The organism is Streptomyces sp. NBC_01460, assembly GCF_036227405.1.
GTDB lineage: Bacteria > Actinomycetota > Actinomycetes > Streptomycetales > Streptomycetaceae > Streptomyces.
Window position 1 is genome coordinate 35,932 of record NZ_CP109473.1, and the last position, 20,901, is coordinate 56,832.

Annotated in this window: 12 protein-coding genes and 4 pseudogenes; 10 read left to right on the forward strand and 6 right to left on the reverse strand. The window is 69.9% G+C overall.

The genetic code is table 11. The features are described 5' to 3' along the window. The first annotated feature begins 58 nt into the window (after positions 1 to 58). Positions 59 to 1,723 (forward strand): peptidase M23, encoded by a 1,665-nt coding sequence (locus OG488_RS00150; protein WP_329224702.1) that lies wholly within the window; start codon positions 59 to 61, stop codon positions 1,721 to 1,723. Positions 1,724 to 1,849: 126 nt separating this feature from the next. Here OG488_RS00150 and OG488_RS00155 read toward each other — a convergent pair whose 3' ends face one another. Next, positions 1,850 to 2,863, reverse strand: a complete 1,014-nt coding sequence (locus OG488_RS00155; RefSeq protein ID WP_329238306.1) for an alpha/beta hydrolase — start codon at positions 2,861 to 2,863, stop codon at positions 1,850 to 1,852. Positions 2,864 to 3,056: 193 nt separating this feature from the next. Beyond that, complete coding sequence (locus OG488_RS00160) at positions 3,057 to 5,522, reverse strand: penicillin acylase family protein (protein ID WP_443074191.1); 2,466 nt, start codon at positions 5,520 to 5,522, stop codon at positions 3,057 to 3,059. A gap of 277 nt (positions 5,523 to 5,799) precedes the next feature. Here OG488_RS00160 and OG488_RS00165 point away from each other — a divergent pair, with 277 nt between their 5' ends. From OG488_RS00165 to OG488_RS00180, 4 genes are all read left to right on the forward strand, one after another. Then, a complete protein-coding gene (locus OG488_RS00165) occupies positions 5,800 to 7,335 on the forward strand; it encodes a peptidoglycan DD-metalloendopeptidase family protein (protein ID WP_329224705.1) in 1,536 nt (511 codons plus the stop codon). 87 nt (positions 7,336 to 7,422) lie between these two features. Beyond that, positions 7,423 to 9,441, forward strand: a complete 2,019-nt coding sequence (locus tag OG488_RS00170; RefSeq protein ID WP_329224707.1) for a family 43 glycosylhydrolase — start codon at positions 7,423 to 7,425, stop codon at positions 9,439 to 9,441. Between the two features lie 523 nt (positions 9,442 to 9,964). Further along, on the forward strand, positions 9,965 to 10,771 hold the full coding sequence (locus tag OG488_RS00175; RefSeq protein ID WP_329224709.1) for a serine/threonine protein kinase: 807 nt from the start codon (positions 9,965 to 9,967) through the stop codon (positions 10,769 to 10,771). Next, complete coding sequence (locus OG488_RS00180; protein ID WP_329224710.1) at positions 10,768 to 12,183, forward strand: serine/threonine-protein kinase; 1,416 nt, start codon at positions 10,768 to 10,770, stop codon at positions 12,181 to 12,183. The genes OG488_RS00175 and OG488_RS00180 overlap by 4 nt, the downstream gene beginning before the upstream one ends. Positions 12,184 to 13,005: 822 nt before the next feature. Here the strand turns inward: OG488_RS00180 and OG488_RS00185 are convergent. From OG488_RS00185 to OG488_RS00195, 3 genes and pseudogenes are all read right to left on the reverse strand, one after another. Further along, a pseudogene (locus OG488_RS00185) lies at positions 13,006 to 13,318 on the reverse strand (transposase); the annotation flags it as partial. 72 nt (positions 13,319 to 13,390) lie between these two features. Further along, positions 13,391 to 13,927 (reverse strand): hypothetical protein, encoded by a 537-nt coding sequence (locus tag OG488_RS00190; protein WP_329224712.1) that lies wholly within the window; start codon positions 13,925 to 13,927, stop codon positions 13,391 to 13,393. Positions 13,928 to 14,111: 184 nt separating this feature from the next. Further along, complete coding sequence (locus OG488_RS00195) at positions 14,112 to 14,918, reverse strand: hypothetical protein (RefSeq protein WP_329224714.1); 807 nt, start codon at positions 14,916 to 14,918, stop codon at positions 14,112 to 14,114. Between the two features lie 429 nt (positions 14,919 to 15,347). Here OG488_RS00195 and OG488_RS00200 point away from each other — a divergent pair, with 429 nt between their 5' ends. From OG488_RS00200 to OG488_RS00215, 4 genes and pseudogenes are all read left to right on the forward strand, one after another. Continuing rightward, positions 15,348 to 15,806: a hypothetical protein gene (locus OG488_RS00200; protein WP_329224716.1), complete on the forward strand. Its 459-nt coding sequence runs from the start codon at positions 15,348 to 15,350 to the stop codon at positions 15,804 to 15,806. Between the two features lie 92 nt (positions 15,807 to 15,898). After that, positions 15,899 to 16,947, forward strand: a pseudogene (locus OG488_RS00205) (NAD(+)/NADH kinase). Between the two features lie 381 nt (positions 16,948 to 17,328). Beyond that, positions 17,329 to 17,550: pseudogene (locus tag OG488_RS00210) on the forward strand (Na+/H+ antiporter); the annotation flags it as partial. Positions 17,551 to 17,618: 68 nt separating this feature from the next. Beyond that, a complete protein-coding gene (locus OG488_RS00215) occupies positions 17,619 to 18,926 on the forward strand; it encodes a Na+/H+ antiporter (RefSeq protein ID WP_329224718.1) in 1,308 nt (435 codons plus the stop codon). Between the two features lie 8 nt (positions 18,927 to 18,934). Here the strand turns inward: OG488_RS00215 and OG488_RS00220 are convergent. Then, positions 18,935 to 19,649 (reverse strand): annotated as a pseudogene (locus OG488_RS00220) (PHP domain-containing protein); the annotation flags it as partial. Between the two features lie 315 nt (positions 19,650 to 19,964). Between OG488_RS00220 and OG488_RS00225 the strand changes: the two are divergent. Beyond that, a complete protein-coding gene (locus OG488_RS00225; RefSeq protein ID WP_329224720.1) occupies positions 19,965 to 20,570 on the forward strand; it encodes a dihydrofolate reductase family protein in 606 nt (201 codons plus the stop codon). The last annotated feature ends 331 nt before the right edge of the window (positions 20,571 to 20,901 follow it).

Sequence of the window (20,901 nt, forward strand, 5' to 3'; positions counted from 1 at the left end):
TCCGCGGATGTCACCAACCTCACGAACGGCACGAAGGTCACAACGGAAGGGCACCCCCATGGCAAGACCCGGCTTGAACCGCCTGTTCAGCAGGCTGGCCGTCCTGGCAGGTATCTGGGCACTGGTCATCGGCATGACCGCCTCGGTTGCCATCGCCAAACCCCCGCCCGTTCCCCGGCCGGGCGACGACCGGTACGGCGTCTCCAGATACTTCGCAGGCCCCGAGGGCTTCAACATCCCGACCGCGCCCTGCGACCAGGCAGGCCCGTCGGCGGGCGACGGCATCATGGCCGACCAGCTCAACCCGCAGTTGAACGCGACGTTGGCGGGCCATCTGGACGCGTACCGGATGTCGTGCGCGCGGATGGTCGTACGGGCGGTGAAGGACCGGGGACTCAACCCGAGGGCCGCGGAGATCGCCATCGCCACGATCATCGTGGAAAGCGGGATGCGCAACTACGCGGAGGCCGTCGATTACACCAGTATCGGGCTGTTCCAGCAGCAGAACTGGTGGGGCTCCCGGGAACAGCGTCTGGACCCGTTCTACGCCACCAACGCTTTCCTCAACGCGATGGAGGACCAGTTCCCGGGCGGCTCGTGGAACAACGAGGCGATCGGCGACGTGTGCTGGCAGGTCCAGCGGCCCAGGGAGGACCTGCGCGGCAAGTACGCCGTCGAGGCGGGCGACGCGGTGATCATCGCCAACGCACTGTGGTCCGGTACGGGCAGCGGCGGCCCCAAGCACCCGTACGCCTCGGGTCAGGTGGTGTCGGGGCGCTCGGCGGACGGGCGTCTTGAGGCCTTCGCCGCCGGCGCGGACGGGGTCTTCCACTCATGGCAGACCGAGGTGAACGGCGCCTGGTCGCCGTGGCAGTCCGTGGGCGGTCCGCGCAACGCGGAGCTGGCCGTGGCGTCCAACGCGGACGGCCGTCTTGAGGTGTTCGCGCTGTCGGACACCACGTTCGACCACATGTGGCAGACCGGGCCCAGTGCCGTCTGGTCCTCGTGGGCGAACTTCGGCACCGGCGGTCACCGCCTGGCGGCAGGCAACAACGCCGACGGCCGTATCGAGGTGTTCGCCTCCAACACCAACGGTGTGTTCCACAAGTGGCAGACCGCGCCCAGCGGCGCCTGGGACCAGTGGCAGGAGGTCAGGGGCGGGCCGGCCAATGCGCGACTGGCCATGGAGACGGCCCCCGACGGGCGGCTCGAAGTGTTCGCCCTGTCGGACCTGGTCTTCCGGCACCTCTACCAGACCGGCGTTAACGGCGGTTGGTCCGCCTGGGAGGACTTCGGCACCGGCGGGCACGACGTCGCCACCAGCTACAACCAGGACGGCCGGCTCGAAGTGTTCGCCTCCAACCCCAACGGTGTGTTCCACCGGTGGCAGACCGGCCCGTCCTCGTGGTCGGAGTGGACGGACACCAGCGGGATCGCCAACGCCGCGCTGAGCACCTCACGGACGGTCGACGGCCGGGTCGAGGTCTTCGCGATCAACGCCGACACGGCGAGCCACACCTGGCAGACCGCGCCGAACGCGGCGTTCTCGGCCTGGGAGAACTTCGGCACCGGCGGCACCGACATCAACACGGCGAACAACGCCGACGGCCGCATCGAGGTCTTCGGCACCAGCAGCGCCGGCGTCTACCACCGGTGGCAGACCGGCTTCGCCACCTGGTCGCAGTGGGCATGGCTGAACGGTCCGGGACCCGCCGTCGAGTAGGGCGGGAAGCTCCCGAACACGACAGACGCCCGCCGTCGCCCCGTCCCGCATCAGCTGCGGGCGGGGACGGCGGCGGGCGTATGCCGCAGGGCCGGACAGGAGGGTTCGGCGGGTCAGGGAGGAGGGTCAGGAAGCGAAGGACCTCTCCAGCCTGGGGATCAGGTCCCGGAGGTCCTCCTCCCAGCACCCGGCGTTGTGGTCACCGTTGCACAGGGTGCCCCAGCCGGCCCCGTCGCCGTAGTTGACGTAGTAGTACGACATGCCCAGGGAGTCCATCCGGGCCTTGACGTTCTTGGCCGCCCCCGCGACCCAGAACTCCAGGGTGCCGATCTGGCCGCCGCCGTCACCCGTGTAGATGGAGATCCCGACTCCGGCGCCGACGAGCTTGTGCATGTTCTGCTGCGGATCGACCTGGTTGAACCGCCAGTCGGCGTTGAACACCGGGTAGGGCGAACCGAACGCGGCATCACTGTCCACGGCGGGCTTGTACGGGGAGTTCTCGCCGCCCTGCGCGTCGATGAGCGAGGCGACGACCGCGAGCCGCAGGTCCATCGACTTGACCGACAGGTCGATGTCACCCGACAGGGACGCGGTCTCGCTGAACAGGTCGGGGCGGACCTGGGCGTAGTGCAGGGCCCCGAAACCGCCCATGGAGATCCCGGCGACGGCCCGCCCCTTCTTGGTGGCGGCGGTCCGCAGGTTGGCGTCGATGAACGGAATCACCTGCTTGAGGTGGAAGTTCTCCCAGTTCTGGGCCCCGGCCGGGGTCTTCTGGTTGAGCCAGTTGGCGTACCAGCCGCGAGCGCCGCCGTCCGGGATGACGGTGATCATGTCGTCGGACGTGCTCAGCGCCGGGTAATTCTGCCCGATCGGATCGTCGGGTGAACCGTGCAGGAAGTACATCACCGGATAGCGCCTGGCCGGGTCGTCGTAGTAGCCCGCCGGAAGAATGATCTTGATGTGTTGTTCGCCCGCCACCTCGGGTGTCGTCACCGTGAGGTAGAAGTTGATGTCGCTTCCCGTCGACGTACCGACCTGGGTCAGGCCGAATCCGTCCGTCATCGCCGGCGGTGTGGTGCCCTCCGCGGCCGGGGCCGCGGACGCGGGCGTGACCATGGCGACGGCGACGACGGCGACCATCCATGCCATCACCGCGCGCCACCAGTGGGTTTGTCTCTTCACAGCGTGCCCCCTTGTGCTTCTTGTGGGTCTCTTCTTCGCGCGGCACGCACCGTAGCGACCGGCGATGAAACGCTCATGAAGGAGCACGCCGGAGACCGTCGACGACGGCTCCGGCGTGCTCATGGGGCGGTCCGAGTCACGAACCCCGGTGTCAGTCCAGGACTTTGGTCTCCAGTACGGGTGAGGCCGCGATCTGCTCCTCGGTGAACCGAGAGGTCACCCACCGGCTCCCCGAGAACAGCTTGGTCTGGTCGGCGTAGTGCGGCGACTTCGGGTTGGCCGACTGGGAGTAGGCCAGGACGGAGTACGCCTCGGGCGGGCCGTCCGAGGTGAACCGCACCTGCTGGATGAAACTGGAGCCGAAGACGACGTCCAGCTTTCCGTCGACCTGGCCCGCGTCGATCACGTTCAGCACGCCGAGTTTGCCGGGCGCACCGTGGATCGGGATCTGCTCACTGCCGCGGGCGACCTTCTGGAAGTCCGGCAGCGAGGCGTTCAAGGGCATGCCGGCCTTGCGCAGCGCGATCACCGCCCGGCCGAACGCGTCACGGACCGCGGAGCTTCCGGAGTCCAGCGAATTGGGCGTGTGCACCGGGTCCTTGGGATCGAAGGGGACCTTCCACGGCAGCTTCTCGACGCCTTGCGAACCCTGGAGGAACGACCAGTAGTTCGCAAACAGCAGGGACCCCGGGCTGTCCACCGTGAAGTCATGGCTCTTCCAGGCGGCCAGGATCGGACACGCCTCACTCACATTGACCAGGGTGCCGTCGACCAGGATGAGCCCGAAGGCGACGCTCTGGCACATCGACACCGTGGCGTTCAGGGCCAGATCGGCGGCCCTGCTGTTGTCGCTGAAGAGCAGCTTCCCCATGGAGTCCGGTGTGAAGCCCCTGCCGGGCAGGCCGTCGGTGCCGTTGATCCGCTTCTGCGCGGTCAGGATCAGCTCCTGGGTACGCAGCGACCTGGGTGTCCCCATGCCGCCCATGATGCGCGGATAGGTCAGCGGCTGCTCGGGGTTGGCCAGCCAGGGGCTGTCGTTGGCGTTGCCCGCGAAGTCGGACCGGATGAGCCGCGGCTGCTTGTGCGGGTCGAGGAGCCCAGGCGCGACCGCGTTCGGGTCACTGGGCCAGTCGCAGGCGCTGCGCTTGCCGTCGAGGATGGTGACCGGCGGCACGTTCGCCAGCGGGAGCGTCTGGTTGAACAGCAGCTTGCCGGTCTCGGTGAGGCAGGAGGCGGCGTGCTCGTCGGTGACGTTGGGGACGGCCTGGATGTCCGCGTAGAGCGCGTTGCCCTTGCGGTCGGAGGCGACGGTGTTGAAGAAGGGGACACCCTGCGTGGTCTCCAGGGTGTCCACCACCTCATGGACGTCCTTGGCCTGGTCCAGCCGGAACCAGGTGTTCAGCGCCCGCAGGTTGTCCATGTTGACGTCGCGCACCGCATGCGCGCTGACCACCCAGGGCAGCGGGTAGCCCAGGATGGACGTGGTGATCGGGCCGTACTGGGTGGACCACAGCGTCCGGGAGACCTTGCCGAGGGTGCCGTCCGCCTGGAGGACGTCGACGACGATCTGCTGCGAGGTCATCTGCTTCCAGGCGCCGTCCACCAGGTACTTGGTCGGGTTGAGCGGGTCCACCTGCACGTCGAAGAGACCGAACGGGGCGACCGTGGCGACGGTGTGGCTCCAGGCGACGTCGTCGTTGTGCCCGATGTTCACCGCGGGAAGGCCGAGCAGGCTGGCACCGGAGACGTTGACCTTGCCCGGGATGGTCAGCTGGCTCTGCCACATCCGGTTCTTGCCCTGCCAGGGGAAGTGCGGGTTGGCCAGCAGCATGCTGGTGCCGCCGGACACGCCCTGCGAGCCGACCGCCAACGCGTTGCTGCCCATGCCCTGTTGCCGGCTCGCGGCGAGCGAGTCGCGGATCTTGGCAGCCGTCCGCGCGGGCGACGTCTTTCTGGACGCGGACTTGGGGGCGGACTTGGGCAGGGCCGTCTTCGACGCGGCGGCCGACGCCCCCGGCGGCACGGCGGTCACCTGACCGTCCAGCAGCACGTCCGCACTGCCCATGATGATCTCGGCGTGCGCGTGCCGGTAGACGTCCAGCTCCGTGATCGGACGCACCCAGGCCGCGCCGCGGCAGGCCGGGTCGGTGAGGTTGTCCACGCCCGTCTCGGCCAGGTACCTGTTGTACCCCTTGACGTAGCCGCCGATGGCCTCCTCGACCTGGGGCTCGGGACCGTCGGGGGCCGGCTTGGCGAGGAGCCGCTCCACCACCCCGTTGTCCTTGATCCGCTGGAAGTACAGGTCGCTGTTGAGATTGCTGGTGCTGTTCTGGTTCTGCCCGGGGCTCGTCCTGCCGTCCGGCCCCAGATAGCGGGACCTCTGAGCGTTGACCATCAGATACGTGTCGGCCAGGATGCAGATGTTGTCCTTGGCCGCCGCGTATCCGTACCCCGTGCCCAGGCCGTCCCAGTCCGAGGCGATGATGTGCGGGATCCCGTACTCCGTGTACCGGATCGTCGGCTTGTCAGGACCCGGTTCGGCGGCGGCCGAGCCCGTGGCCGCCGTCCCGGCGGCCGCCAGGGTGCTCATCACCACCACCGCGGTCGTCACCACCATCGGCGGTCTCACTCTGAATCTCTTCCGCGCCATCGAGCCCGTCCTTCCCCGTGGGAGACACCTTCGTCCGAACGCGGCCAGGTTAGGGAGACGCGATGAAATCTCCGTGACGCCGCCGCCGCTTTCCGGGTCGCGCTCCTGGTCCCGCGCTCCTATCGGACGTACGCCGGCCTGTCAGTCCGTAACCTTCCGGGGTCTCGCAGCCCCGCCCGGTTGCTAGGTTCCAGACCGCCCGTTCGCGCCACTCACCCCGAGACCGCAAGGCGAGGAACGTCTCATGCTGCCTGGACCTGCCCGACGCGCACTGTTCTGTGCTTTCGCAGCGGCATTCGCCGTGCTGCTGTCGGCGCTGCCCTCCGCTCAGGCGACTGCCGCACCCGCTGCTCCGCCCATGTCGGAGGCCGCTGCCGCCGCGGCCTGTCCGGCCGCCGGCTTCGTGTCCCAGCACTTCCACATCGGCCACAACGGGGTCGACATCGCCAACGACGTAGGCACGCCGATCTACGCCGTGGGCGACGGCGAGGTGACCATTTCCGGCTACACCGGCGACTACGGCCAGTGGATCCGCGTCCTGCACCCCGACGGAAGGATCTCCGAGTACGGGCACATGTCCCGCCGGGACGTCTCCGTCGGCGACCGTGTCCTGGCAGGACAGCGGATCGCCCTGATGGGCGCCGAGGGGAACTCCACCGGCCCCCATCTGCATCTGCGGATCTGGGGAGACCGGTCCACCACCTACGGCATCGACCCCGAGGAGTATCTCGCCGAGCGCGGAGTGGTGCTGCCCTGCACCCCGGGCAGCGGCCCGCACCCCGAACCGCTGGTGTATCCGGCCGAGTCGGGCCGGGTCGTCTCGGCGCGCTCCACCGACGGGCGCCTCGAGGTGTTCGCCGTGGCCGCCGACGGTATCCACCACGCCTGGCAGCAGGAGGCCAACGGCAACTGGTCGGCCTGGGAGACCCTCGGCGGACCCGGCAACGCCGAACTGGCCATCGCGCCCAACGCCGACGGACGACTGGAGCTGTTCGCCATCAACGGGAGCACCTTCCAGCACCGGTGGCAGCTGAACCCGTCCGGCGGATGGTCGGGCTGGAAGTCCTTCGGCGAGGGCGGCCGGGACACCGCGGCCGGTGTCAACGCCGACGGCCGCATCGAGGTCTACGCCTCCGGCAGGGACGGGCTCTTCCACCGGTACCAGAACGCCCCGAACGGCGGCTGGTCGGGCTGGGAGTTCACCGGCGGCGGCCCCGCCGACAGCCGGGTGGAGATGGAGAAGGCACCCGACGGGCGCCTGGAGGTCTTCGCCCTCAACGGCGACAGCTTCCAGCACCAGTACCAGACCGCTCCCAACAGCGGCTGGTCTGCGTGGGACACCGGCTTCGGGATCGGCGGCCACGACCTGACCGTCGACCACAACGCCGACGGCCGCATCGAGGTCTTCGCATCGGGTCCGGTCGGTGTTTTCCACAAGTACCAGACGGGGCGCAGCAGTTGGTCCGGATGGGAGCGCACCGGCGGGCCCGCCGACGCGCAGCTCACCAGTGAGCGGACCCCCGACGGGCGCGTCGAGGTCTTCGCCATCAACGGCACCACCGCCATGCACACCTGGCAGACCGCAGTGAACGCTCCCTTCAGCGAGTGGGCCTCTTTCGGCACCGGCGGCACCGAAGTCACCGCCGCCACCAACGCCGACGGCCGCATCGAGGTCTTCGGCACCAACCCCACGGGCACCTTCCACCGGTGGCAGACCGGCTTCGCCAGCTGGTCCGAGTGGTCCTGGCTCAACGACTCCGCGGGACCCGCCGTCAGCTGACCGGGACAGACCGCCCCATTCACCCGACCCGGGTGCCGGCCCCGCCCCGAGCGGCACGGCCGCCATCCGGCGTCCCTGGAGGGACTCATGCTTCCGATCAGCAGACGGAGCCTGCTGCGTGGTGCGGCCGGGGCGCTCGCGCTGCCGTTCCTGGACCCGGGACCCGCGTCCGCCGGGGAGTTCCCGCCGCCGCTCTGGGCCGGCGCCGGGGCCTTCTCGCACGTCTACGATCCGTCCACCTCCGCGGGCCCCCGCTATCTCAACGACCACACGCTGATCAAAGCCCTGGGCCGCTGGCACCTGTTCAGCATCGTCGGGCCCAGTGCGCCGCGCGGCGAGTCGCCGGACAGCGCGGCTGAGGTCTCCTTCGCCCACGCCTCCGCGCCGAGCCCGCAGGGGCCGTGGACCAGTCACGTCGACGCACTCACCGTCGACCCGGACTACTTCGGCGAGGAACACCTGTGGGCGCCGCACGTCGTCGAGGCCGACGGTACGTTCTGGATGTTCTACGCCGGGGGCGGCGGCAGCGGCGCGGCGATCAGCCTCGCCACGTCGACCGATCTGTTCACCTGGAACCGCGAACCGTCGGGGCCACTGTTCCGGGGCATCGCGGCACGTGACCCGATGGTGCTGCGGGCCGGCGGCGAGTGGGTCATGTACTACACCGAACTCGCGGGCTCCGGCCACCACATCGTGGCCCACCGGCGTTCCACCGATCTGCTGCACTGGAGCGAGCCGGGCGTCGCGTTCACCGATGCGAGCACCGACACGACGGTCTCGGTCACCGAGTCGCCGTACGTCGTCGAACGGGACGGCTGGTACTACCTGTTCATCGGGCCGCAGGGCGGCTACGAGGGCACCGACGTACTGGCCTCGCGGGATCCGTTCCGCTTCGAACTCGCCGGATACGCGGGGCACGTGGCCGGGCACGCCGTCGAGGTGATCCGTGACGGGGAGACCTGGTACGCCAGCGCCGCGGGCTGGTACCGCAACGGGCTGTACGTGGCGCCGCTGAACTGGCGGGACACACCGCCGTCGTGGCAGAGCCCCAGCAACCCGGTGGCCGGTCTCGACGTGGCGGGGCGCCTCATGCTGTTCGCGCTCGACGCCTCCGACCGCTCGATGCTGCGGCGCGTCCAGCTCGACCCGGGCACCGACACCTGGGCGGAGTGGGAGCCTTTCGGAGGGCCTGCGGGTGCGGTTCCCACGCTCGGCCGCAACTCCGACGGCCGTCTTGAGGTGTTCTCGCTCGCCCCGGGCGGCGTCAATCTGCATCACCGGGTGCAGCGGGCCGACGACGGCTGGCACGGCTGGGAGGAGTTCGGCGGGCCCGCCGGAGCCGCCCCTGCCGTGGCCCGCAACGCCGACGGCCGCCTTGAGGTCTTCGCCCTGAGCCCCGGCGGCGCCTCAGTCGCGCGGCGCCGCCAGCAGTCACCGGGGGCTTCGGCCTGGGACCCGTGGGAGCCCGGCTTCGGCGGCGCCGCGGGCGCGCCGCCGGTGGTCGCGACGAACGCCGACGGCCGCCTCGAGGTGCTGGCCCTCTCCCCCGGCGGCGCCGGGATCCGCCACCGCTGGCAAGGGGCCCCTAACGGCCCCTGGACCGAGGCCCGGCCCTCGTTCGGCACCGCGGCCGGTGCCGCACCCCAGGTGGCAAGGGACGGCAGCGGCCGGCTGACCGTCGCTGCGATCGGCCCTTCGGGCGTGGGGACCTTCACCCGGCGCCAGACCGTGCCGAGCGGCGGCTGGGACCAGTGGCTGCCGCTGTTCGGCTGGAGCGCCGCCGCCCCGGCGCTCACCGCCGGCGCCGACGGCCGCCTGGAGGCGTTCTCGCTGACGCCCGGCGGGGCCCGGCTCAATCACCGCAGGCAGGTGACTCCGGGCGGGGTCTTCGATGCCGAGCGGGAGTTCGGCGAGCCGGGCATCCGGCTCGTCGCCACCCCCACAGCCGTGCTCGACTCCGCTGGCCGGCTGCACGTCTTCGCCGTCACCGTCGCGGGCCGCATACGGACCCGCGTCCAGGACCGGCCGAGCAGCGCCTGGCAGCCGTGGACGACCTTCGGTGATCGCACCGTCGCACCCCTCGTGTCGGGCAGTCCCACCCTGTGACCGCGCCCTGCGAGGCTGGCGGTCCCGCCATGTGAACAGAGCGTGCAGATCCCGCCACGTGAACCGGGGAATCGGCGTATCCCACCCGCCGCGAGGCTGCGCGGGCCCGCCTCCTTGCCTCGACGCGCGGTGACCTTGCCCACTCTGCGCGCCCGGGAAGAAGGCGTCCGCACCCGGCACGGGACGACGTGCCTCCTGCCCCGGGCCGTCCGCCAGGGCAGGCCTCCTCCCCCGGCACTCGGTGCGAAATGTCCCGTTGAAGGACACGGCGGGGGCCGGATACAGCCCCAAATCACCGTTCCTGTCGCAGATCCGTCGTGATCTCGGGCACAGCCCCGGCGCACCCCTGACAGACCGCACCGCGGTGTGCCCTGCGAGCAGCTCACCAGGGGTCGCTCCCGCTCGACGGACCGCCCCGTTGAACGCTCCCCGCGAAGTGGCCAAAGTCCGCCAGTGAACTGTCCTGACTCATGAGTATCGTTCCGCTCGTGCAGACAGCACGACGCGTGGAACGGGGGGCGCGGTGAGCGGGGTAGTGGTCCATCTGCCGCAGGGAAACGGTGGCGTCGACGGCGAACCACACGGTGACGCGGTGACGTTGCGGCTCGGCCCCGGTCAGGTCGCCCGTTTCGGGCGGGGCTCAACGAGGGTCCCCGTCGAGCTGCGCCTCGACGATCCGGCGATCTCCCGGCTCGCCGGAGATATCCGCGTGACCGACGACCACTGGCAGCTGACGAACCACAGCACCACCCACAGCTATCTCGTGGAGAACCCGGAGGGAGCGGGCGAATACCTGCGGGTCCCGCCGCGACGCGTCGGCGCGCCCGTCCCGTTCGAGTTCTCCCGCGTGGTGCTGCCCACTCGCAGCGATGTCACCGTCTCCTTCCAGGTGTTCGCCCCCGACCACCTCTATCTCGACCCGGAGGCCATGGGCGTCCCCTGGGGGAACAGCACGGTCACCGCGTACTCCCTGGACGAGACCGCCACGTACTTCCTGGTCCTCGTCGCGCTCTGCGAGCCGCGGCTGCGTGACCAGTCCCGTGTGGCCGTACCCACCACCCCCCAGATCGTGGAGCGGCTCAGGGAGCACGTCACCTGCGGGACGCTGTCCGCGCGGGCGGTCAGCTCGCACATCGACTACCTCGCCGCGGAGAAACTGCGCATCGGGGCCCCGGACACCCACGAACCCGGCCAGAGCGAGCGCCGCAACGGCAAGCGGGAGGAGATCGTCGGGCTCGCGCTGCGGTTCGGGCTCGTCCGGGAGGAGCACCTCGCGCTGCTGCCGCCCCGGTCGGGAGCCGGCGGGCGGATCCGACTGACGGCGCCATGACATCGCCGCGCGGCCCGCGAGACACCACGGACTGCGACCCCACGGACCTGCTGCCGCCCGGCCATCAGGTAGGAGCGTGGACAGTCACCCAGCCGATCGGGTCCGGAGGCTGGGCCACCGTGTACGCGGCGCGACCGGCAGACGAGAAACAGGAACGGACCGGTGGCGCCCCGCCCTCGGCCCCCACCGATGTCGCGCTCAAGATCATGCCGACCGCCGGGCTCGCGCCGCTCCAGTCCCGCAGGATCGTCGAGTCCGCCCGCCGTGAGGTCGAACTCGCGCGCAGGGCCGGGCATCCCCGGCTGATCGGCCTCCTGGAATCGTTCGTCCTCGCCGCACCGGACCGGCCCTCCCTGGAGGGCGCGATCGTGCTCGTCATGGAACGGGCCTCGGGCAGTCTGCGGGAACTCATCGACGCGGGGGTGCCCGAGGCCGACCGCGGCCGGCTGATCGCGGGGATCTGCGAGGGACTCGCCCATCTCCACCGGTCGGGCTGGGTCCACGCTGATCTCAAGCCGGAGAACGTCCTCCTGGGCAAGGACCGCTCCGTGAAGCTCTCGGACTTCGGCCTCGCCACCGAGTTGACGGGGACGCACGGGTACGCGCCTCCGATGGGCACCCTGGACTATCTGCCGCCCGAGCGCTGGCGGGCGCCCCTGAGCGAACTCGGCGTACGGGTCCGTCCGACCGCCGACGTCTGGGCCCTGGGCATCGTCATCCACGAGGTGTTCGCGGCGGGCGGCTCACCGTTCCCCGGCGCCACTCCCATGGCGCGCGGCGCCGCGGTCCAGGAGTACGGCGAGGGGCGCGCCCCGCTGCGCATGGACCACGCGGTGCCGCCGTTCTGGCGGGCGCTGATCGCCGACTGCCTCGCCCCGACCCACGCGGCGCGCGCCCCCCACACCGCCGAGAGCCTCCTGGCCCGTATCGCCGCCCAGCAGGGCGCGCCCGGGACGGTCCAGCGGCGGGGCCGGGCCCGCACCGCCGTCCTCGCCACCGCGCTGTGCGGGATCGCCGGCGCGGCCCTGTGCTCGGACGCGGTACGGGCCGGCTCGGCCACGCCGTCGGGCCGGGGAGCCGTCACGCTCCGAGTGTTCAACGCGGAGCAGGGCTGCCAGGACCGGGTGGACCGGGGCCCGCAGTGCAGTCTGGGCCTGGCGATCGATCCCGTCCAGCCGTACACCGCGGAGAACGTCGTACCGACCAGGGTGTGGCACGGCGATGTCCTCGCCGCCGACTGCCAGTTCGCCGGCGGACAGCTCATCATCGACGAGGACGACCAGCGCTCCACCCGCTGGTTCCGCGTCCGCCTCCCGGCCGGCTCCAGGCCCGCTGCGGCCTGGCTCCCCGCTGTACGCACCAGGGATCAGCCGACGCTGCCCGATTGCCCGCACCCTGCGGCGGTGCGCTGACGCGGGACGCGCGGCTGCTCCGCCACTCCCTCAACCAGTCCGCCAGCGGACTGAGTTGCCGGACAGATTCGCCCGCGAGCTGCCAGTGCGTGACGAAGCCCGCCGCTTCTTGCGATCCGCCCACCTGCCACACGGGCTCGAAGCCCGATACACGCCCACAAGCAGACCGCGCCAGGCAGCAACAGCTCGCTGACGCGAAGGAGGCCCGCACGTGAACAACATCATCGAGAACGTCGTAGGCGGCGTCATCGTGGCCGCCCTCGTATGGCTCTCCACCCGCGTCTGGACCCGGTGGCACCGAAAGGAGAACACCGACTGACCACGTCGCCCAAGGAGGAACAGCAGCGAGCTCTCGCCCAGGATCAACGAGCGAGAGCTCGCGCCACTCACCACAGCGCGCACCTGGCAACAGCACCCAATCCCAGCGCCACGCCGACTACGGGAAGCAGGAGCCATCCGTGCGGGCGAGAGACGCTCGGAAGCGCGCGAACTAAAGGACCGCATGCCGGTGCCACCTCAGCGGGCGCGGGGAGCACCACCGCGCCGATGGCGGTCGCGTGGACGGGGCAGCCCGGGGGGACCATCCCCGCGGGCGCGGGGAGCACTCGGCCACGGTGATCGGGTCCGCCTGGGCGCCGGGACCATCCCCGCGGGCGCGGGGAGCAAACCGATCATCAGGCGTCGTCCGGGCCTGCGGGCAGGTCGCGGGGCAGCGCGCGGCACGTTCGCAGCGCCCCGGCCCCCGCTACCTGCAGTGTCCCGCCCGGCTCCCTGGTGCCTGAAGCCGGTGATGTCCTGCCCCCGGAAGACGGGCCGCCGCCGCCGGGCGGTGGTGGAGTCGATGCTCACCAGGGACAGATCCACCGCGCCGCGAAGCTTCGCGGCTTCCGCGATCAGCCCCTCCGGCAGAGCCTCGAAGATCCCGGCATCACGCCACTGCCGGAAGCGGTTGTGGACGGTCGACCAGGCGCCGAACGCCGCCGGCATCTCCCGCCACTGTCCGCCCGTCCTGAATCGCCAGATCACCACCCTCGAACTGCTGCCCCAGCCGCTCGGGATATGGGCCGTACTCGCTGATCGGCAAGTACGACTCGTTGAACATCCGCTCTGGAGGCGCCAGTTGCACCCGCGGCACGCAAGACGGTCTATCGGACCGGACCGTGCCACAAAGGCGCATCCCGCTGATGATCACGACCCGATACGCGCCCTAACGGCTGTGTGCCTGCTTGCTCCTCGCGGGGTGGACCGCAGCCTTCAGCAGAATGTCCACCAGTTCGGTCTCACTGGTCGTGGTGAGTAGCCGCTTGGGCACGATGAGCAGGCCGGGCTTCCAGCCGACGCGCCCGGTCACCACGTAGACCCGCTCCGTCTCGTGGTAGCGGTTCATGGTGCGCCACGGCACCCGCATCAGTTCCTCGGAGCCTCGGGAGATGACGCAGCCGGCGGCGTCGATGACGGCCTGCCTCTCCCCCGTGGCCTGGTCGGCACGGAACATACGGCCGGCGAGCATCGGGGGCAGGAACAGGCCGAGCGCACCGTAGACAAGGGCGAGCATCAGCAGACCGGCGTTGAGCGGGTCGCCGTGACCAACAGGCTTCAGGCTCAGCGCCATCAAAAGGACCGCGGCCACGACGATGAGCCACCGCAGGTATCGGAACAACCCGGTCGCCGCGAAGGCCTCGTCGAACTCCTCCCGCGTCAGAATTCCACCGTAGGTAATGGTTGTCTGCCGTATGTCGTCCACGGGCGCGGATCCTACAGGGCCGCTCCTGACCCGCCGTCACCTGGTCGGGAACCGGAACCTGAGTCTGGGATTTCGGCGTCAGACCTCAGGTCAACTGGCGAGCCTCCAGAACGGACGCATACTTCTTCCCTGCTGTTGAAGGCTCCTCCACATGGGCTGCGGATGGCGAGGGCAGTGGCTTCTGTCAGTCGCTTTTCCCGTAGTTCATGAACCAGTGCGTGTCGAAATAGCGGGCCATCGTGAACGGGTGGTGCGGGTCGAGGAGGATGCGACAGACGAACTGCGCAGTCTGGTAGTCGAAGCGGACGTCATCCCGGCCGTCGAAGGACCGCACGACGACAGGCCCACGGTCGGGGTCGTCACCCTCAGCCCGCCAGCAGTACACGTCCTCGTGCTCCGTGCCCGCCCAGATGAGCAGCCCGTCCTCCTTGAGCGATGTCCACGGCTCCTGGTTCAGACTCAGATACGCGTCGAAGGCGCCCTCGCCGAACGTCTCGACCATGCGCTTGTAGTCGGCCGGGAGCACGGTGCCCAGGCGCGACTCCACCTCCGCCCGGTGCACATCCGGCCGCTCGGCGGGCTGCGACCAGCCGGTGATCCGTATGAGCCGCTCCATCCAGTCGACGTTCCCGTACTGGTCCGGGGGGATCGCCGGAAGTTCGGGCACCTGCCTCTGAGCGACCACCAGCACCGGCCGCTCGACGCCTTCGTTGTCTCTGGCCGTACCCGTTCCGACCCACTGATCCCCGTACGCCCACGCCCGTATCTTCACCGCCCGGTCCCCGAAAGGGGCAAGGAGAGACGCACCGCTGGAATCATCGATCGTCGGATCGGCGAAGCCGTCAAGGACGAGGGTGCGCGGTGCGCCGTACCTGTCGGCGAGCAGGTCGGCCAGAGCTTGCGGGTCCAGATCGCCGGGCAGGTACCTGTAGCCGTCTGCCGGGCCGAGCTGAGCCAGCAGATCGTTGACGGTCATCTGCGTGAGCTTCATGCACGACAGTGAAACGCACCCCTCTGACAGTGCGCAGGAAGATGACCCGCGACTCACCCAGCTATTGCGTCTCGCCGAACGGCGAGACATCGGCTACAACGGCGTCCGTTCGGATCCGTTCGTAGCGCAGCGGGTGGCGCCATACTCCGTGGTCCTGCGAGACCGGCGCTGATCTCCGCGACGAGGTCGGGGTCGACGAGGACGGGCTCCAGGGGTGCGGCTGGTCAAGGACGCGGTGAAGCGGGCCCCGGTCCACGGGTGGTCGGGGCCGGACGCGGTGAGGTGGCCGACGAGCTCGCGGGCCGGGCCAGGTTTCAGCGGGATGGTCTTGCCGACCAGGCGTAGGCGGCCGATGGTGTCGTGGCGGAGGGGATAGCGGAACCAATAATGGTGGGGAAAGTGGAGCGGATAGTGGAGCAAGCTGGGAGCATGGTGTCCCCTGACGATCAAGAACTGAGCGTGGCGATCAGGAATGCCCGCTCTCCGGCCTGGTCGGTTCGAGCCGCAGCCGGGCGGCAGCTCGCGGTGTCGGACAGGATCCACGAGGTGGCAGACGTCCTCCACCATCTCCTCCTGGACACCCAGGACACGGCCGTGACGTCGCAGACAGCCGAAGCACTGCTGGCACGCAAGGACACCGTTGGCCTACGCCATGTCCTGCTGGCCAGGAGCTACGCTGCCGAGCCCTCGACGGCGGACGAGATCCAAGCGGCACTGGCCTGCGATCCGGACTGGATGACGACCGAGGGCGCAGACCGATTGATCAAGCAGCTGCGGGAGCTGGTGACCGATGGCGATGACGGTGTCGGCGACGAGGCCCAAAGGATTCTCGCAGGCATACGGCCGCGCGAGGAATGGGCACGAGGCCAGGACAACGACACGCTCTGATCCGGCGCGGTTGGCGACACCCTCGAAGTCATCGAGCGAGCCGAACGCCCGGTCCACAGAACAGGACCGGTGCCCCGCAGGCGCGGTCGACGGTGAACCGGGGGGGTCTCGTCGTGCACGGCGGGCGGGCGGAAGCTCTGGAGGCAGCCGACGTGGTCCGCGCATGGTGCGCGGAGCATGCCGTGCGGTGCACGGACATCGACGTGCGGCAAGGAGCACGGCGCAGTGCCCGCGAGGAGGTGGACGCCGCCGGCGACCCCGACCTCATCGTGACGCTGGGAGGCGACGGCACCTTCCTGCGCGGGGCCCGGCTGGCCGCCGTCAACGACGCCCTGGTCCTCGGCGTCGACCTCGGACGGGTCGGCTTCCTCACCGACACCTCGGTGTCCGAGGTCCGTACCGCGCTGGACTCGGTGCGCGAAGACCGGATCAGGATCGACAGCCGCATGCTGCTCACCCTGCGCGCTTCCCGCCGCCTGGAGGTGCCGGCAGAGATGGAAGCCCTGCTGGCGTGCGGCCGCGGACCGCTCCTGCCTCCTCCTCATTCCTGCCCGATGCGAGACCGACGAGGACTGGGGCATCGCGCTCAGCGTCACCGCGCTCAACGACATCGTGCTGGAGAAACTTTCCTGGGACCGGCAGATCTCCGTCGGGGTGTATGTCGCCGGTCGGCTCCTGGCCTCCTACTCGGCGGACGCGCTGCTGGTGGCGACCCCGACCGGCTCCACGGCCTACAGCTTCGCCGCCGGAGGCCCCGTCATGTCCACGCGCGCCGAGGCGCTCGTCTTCACGCCGGTCGCCCCGCACATGGCGTTCGACCGGTCGGTCGTCACGGCCCCGGACGAGCCCGTCGGGCTGCGCCTGCTGGAGCGCTCGGGCCCGGCCGCAGTGAGCATCGACGGCCAGGTGCAGGGCGTACTCGATCCGGGCGACTGGATCGATGTGTACTGCCCGGCGCCGCCTGCGAGCGGTACGGCTGGGCCCGATGGACTTCTACGGCCGCCTTCGAGAGCGGATGAACCTCACCGACGCCCCGGCGGCAGTCGCCGTTGGAACGCCCGCCCCTCTCTGGTCCGTCACGACACCACCCCCCGGAGACCTCGCACACCTCCAGCTGCTGACAACCCTGGACGACTTGTGACCGGGGCATGATCGTCACACCGGTGGATGGATGGGCACCGATCCATCCAGCGCCGATGGGGGCATCAGCCCGGCAGATGCCCGTCAGCACTCGTCAGGAATGGAAGGACGCCTGCACGGTCCGGAGTCAACGGGTGCGGCGAGGCATCCTGATCAGTTACGCGCGTCGGGCATCAGGGCCCGCCGCCCGGGCGGACGATGCTCTGCGGTCGTACACGCTGGCCCCGGCGAGGTCCCCCTCCGTGTCCAGGCACGGCTCATGGGGGGACCCCGTGTGAGCATGTCACCACGGCCAGAGCAGCACCGGGTCTTACCTGCGACACACCAGGTGCCTGTATAGGCGGTCGTGCGGTGCCCACCGATCACCCGAGGATCCTCACCTATGGCGGCACTTGAGTTCCTCGTGATCCTGGGGTGCGCCCTGCTGGTGAGCGGAGCGCTCGCCCACCGGCTTCAGGTGGCCGCACCCGTGCTGCAATTAGCCGTCGGCGTCCTGCTGGGCTTCGTGCCCGCACTGCGCGAGACCGAGCTGCCGCCGGACGTGCTGCTCCTCGTCTTCCTGCCGGTGCTCCTGTACTGGGAGAGCGTGACAACATCCCTGCGGGCGATCCGGCGCGATCTGCGCGGCATCGTGCTGACGGGCACCCTCCTGGTGGTCGTCACGCCTGGGGCGTGGCCGCGCTCGCCCACGCGCTTGGCCTTCCGTGGGGCCCGGCCTGGGTCCTGGGTGCCGCCGTCGCCCCGACCGACGCCACCGCGGTCGGTGTCGTGTCCCGGCTGCTGCCCCGGCGCAACGTCACGCTGCTGCGAGCCGAGTCCCTCATCAACGACGGCACCGCACTGGTCGTCTACAGCCTGGCGGTCGGCGTCACCGTCGGCTCCGAGCATCTCGGTGCGGCCCATGTGAGCGGCCTGGTGGCCCTGTCCTACGGCGGTGGCATCGCGGCCGGCGCAGTGGTGGCATGGCTCGGCATTCAGCTCCGGCGCCGGGTACGCGTTCTCGGTGACACGCTGCCGGACAACCTGACGATCATCCTGCTCCCGTTCAGCGCGTACCTGGTGGCCGAGCAGGTGGAGGCGTCGGGAGTGCTCGCGGTGGTGGTGTGCGGGCTGGTCATGAGTCAGGCCGGGCCCAGCATCGGCCGGGCCGCGGCACGGCGGCAGACGGAGGCGTTCTGGTCGCTGGGGATGTACCTGCTCAACGGCGCCCTGTTCGTCCTGGTCGGGCTGGAGGCGCAGGCAGCAGTTCGCGAACTGTCCGGCACCGCCCTCACCCAGGCTCTGCTGCTGGTCGCTGCAGTCTACGGTGCGCTGGTCGTCGTCCGGTTCCTGTTCCTGTTCGTCTCCGTATACGCGATCAGGGCGCTGGACCGGCGGCCACGGCAGCGGAAACGCCGTATGGGCCACCGGGCCCGTGTGGTGAGCGCCCTGGCCGGGTTCCGGGGGGCCGTCTCCCTCGCGCTGGCGCTGTCCGTGCCCTACACCGTCGACTCGGGCACTGCGTTCCCCGACCGCGACACCATCGTCTTCGTCACCGCGGGCGTCGTCGTAGCCACCCTCGTGGTGCAGGGTCTGATCCTCCCGGCCATCGCCCGCTGGGCCCAACTGCCCCGCGACCAGGAGACCGAACGTGAACTCGGCCTCGCCCGGACCACGGCGGCCGAGGCCGCACTCGACGCTCTGCCCGCAGTTGCGGCCGACCTCGGTACCGACACGGACGTCACCGAGCGGCTGCGGGCCGAGTACGAGACCCACCTGAACACCCTGCGCGCCGCCACCACAAGTGTTCCGGAGTCGGGAGCGCTGGTACGACGCCATCGGCAGGACGCAACTCTGCGCCTGGCTCTCCTCGAACACAAGCGCTCGGCCGTCATCAACCTGCGTGACCGGCATCGCATCGACGATGGCGTGCTCCTGCAGGTGCAGCAGCAGCTGGACGCGGAGGAGGTACGTCTGTCGCAGGTGACGGACCCGGAGTGAGGAAAGGGCCGCTCGTCGTGGCACGTGAACAACCAGACCCTGTCCAAGAACCCGCAAGGGCGCTGGGCGGGGTCCGCGTAGCGCACCGCGTTGGTCAGCACCGCTGGAATGAGGAGTCGGTCGGCCAGGCCGAGCGTGTGGGCGGCGAGCCGCGTCGAGCCGGCTCCGAGACCCTGCAGCCCCCAGTGCAGGACCTCCAGGCGCAGGTTCGCCCCGGCGACCTCCCGCCACTGGGCCAGGAGTTGCTCGGCGAGATCCGGGCGCCCGGCCGACAAGGCCCTGACCGGATCCGACGCAGGCCCAAGCAGGATCGTGAGCTTCTCGTCCGCGTACTGCTGGAGCACGGGCCAGGCCACGACCGGCGGACCGCCGTCGGCGGTCGCATGGGCGGCAGAAACGCTGCTGCCGAGCCGTGCCCACCCGGCGATGTCCTGGGCGAGGAGGGTGATGCGCAGAGGCGCCTCGGCCACGTGGGCACCACCTCGCACCGGTGTCCGCGGTTTGAGGGCCGGGCCGGCCGCGGTGTGTAGTGCGACCGCGAGGTCGACGCCGAGAACCGGGTGCACACCGGCGGACGATGCCGGTGACGGTGTCGCGGTCGGTCAGCGCCAGCGTGGTGATACCGCGCTCGGCGGCTTGGGCGACCAGGTCGTGCGGTTGGGAGGTGCCGTAGCGGGCGGAGTAGCCGCTGGCGACATGCAGATGTACACCACCACCACCCACAACCTTCCGTCAAATACACCCAAATGCTGCCTAAAAACCCTGACCAGGCCTCCACAGTCGAACGTAAATCGAACAAGCGAGTAATAGTACTCCTCCCCGGAAGCCTCCAGTGACTTGTGACGAGGCGTTTTGAGTTAGCCCCTGAGCGTTGCACTTGGCCCGGCTGAGCTGACGGTTGGCCTGGGCCGTTCGCGGGTGGCTCCGCCGATCTGATCGGCTGCAGCTCATGGGTTTCTCGTTACTCCGCAGCGTGGCCGATGAGTTTGTGGCTCCCGGTCAGTCCATGCTCGTGGCACCCCAGGAAAGGACACCGTCATGTCTGAGCTTCTCGTCGACTTCATCACCTCCCTCGACGGCCACGCGTCGGGAGAGGGATGGCCCGGGTTCTGGGGCCTCGAGGGCCCGGAGTACCTCGCATGGCTCGGCGAGCAGCCGAAGGTCACCTACCTGATGGGAGCGAACACCTACCGCCTTATGTCGGGCTTTGCTGCAGGCGAGGTCCCGAATGGCCAAGACGAGTTCAGGCCGGAAGAAGAGGCGTCTGTCGACGAGCTCACGCAAGCGTCCAAAATGGTGTTCTCCTCCTCGCTCGAGGAGCCACTGACGTGGGCCAACTCCACGCTCGTCCGCGGCGACGCCGTCGAAGCGGTCCGTGCGATGAAGTCGGGTGGCTCGGGGCTCCTCAGCACAATCGGCAGCCTCAGCCTGTGCCGGTCCCTGCTGCGGGCCGGACTCGTCGACCGCTTCCGGGTCGTGATCTTCCCGGTGATCACCGGGGCCACGGGCGAAGAGCGCATCTACGACGGCTATCCGGACGTTGCCCTGGAGATGATCGAGCACCGCACCTTCGACGGCCGCATCCAGCTGGTCGAGTACAAGCCCCGCGTGCTCGAACACCCGCCGCTCGGCGTTCCTGCGTGATGTCGCCCCGTCCGCCGGTCTGGACGGCCGGCGGGGGCGATGCTGTGGCCGACCGGGTCGCGCCGTGCGGTGGTCGTTGCCCCGGATTGGGTGGTCAGGTAGTGCCAGGTGCGGTCGAGGAGTTCGCGGGGGATGACGCGGTGTTCGCCGTGCGCAACGAAGACCGGAACACCGGCCAGGTGCGCGGCGTGCGTCGGCACTCCTGCCTCGAAGGGCAGGGTGCCGCAGAGAATCGTGGCACCGGCGTACAGTGCTTGGCCCCTGAGGCCAGCACTCTGGTTGGCGCGGCTGGGCGGACTTGAGTAGCCCACAGGCAAGGCAATGAGACAGG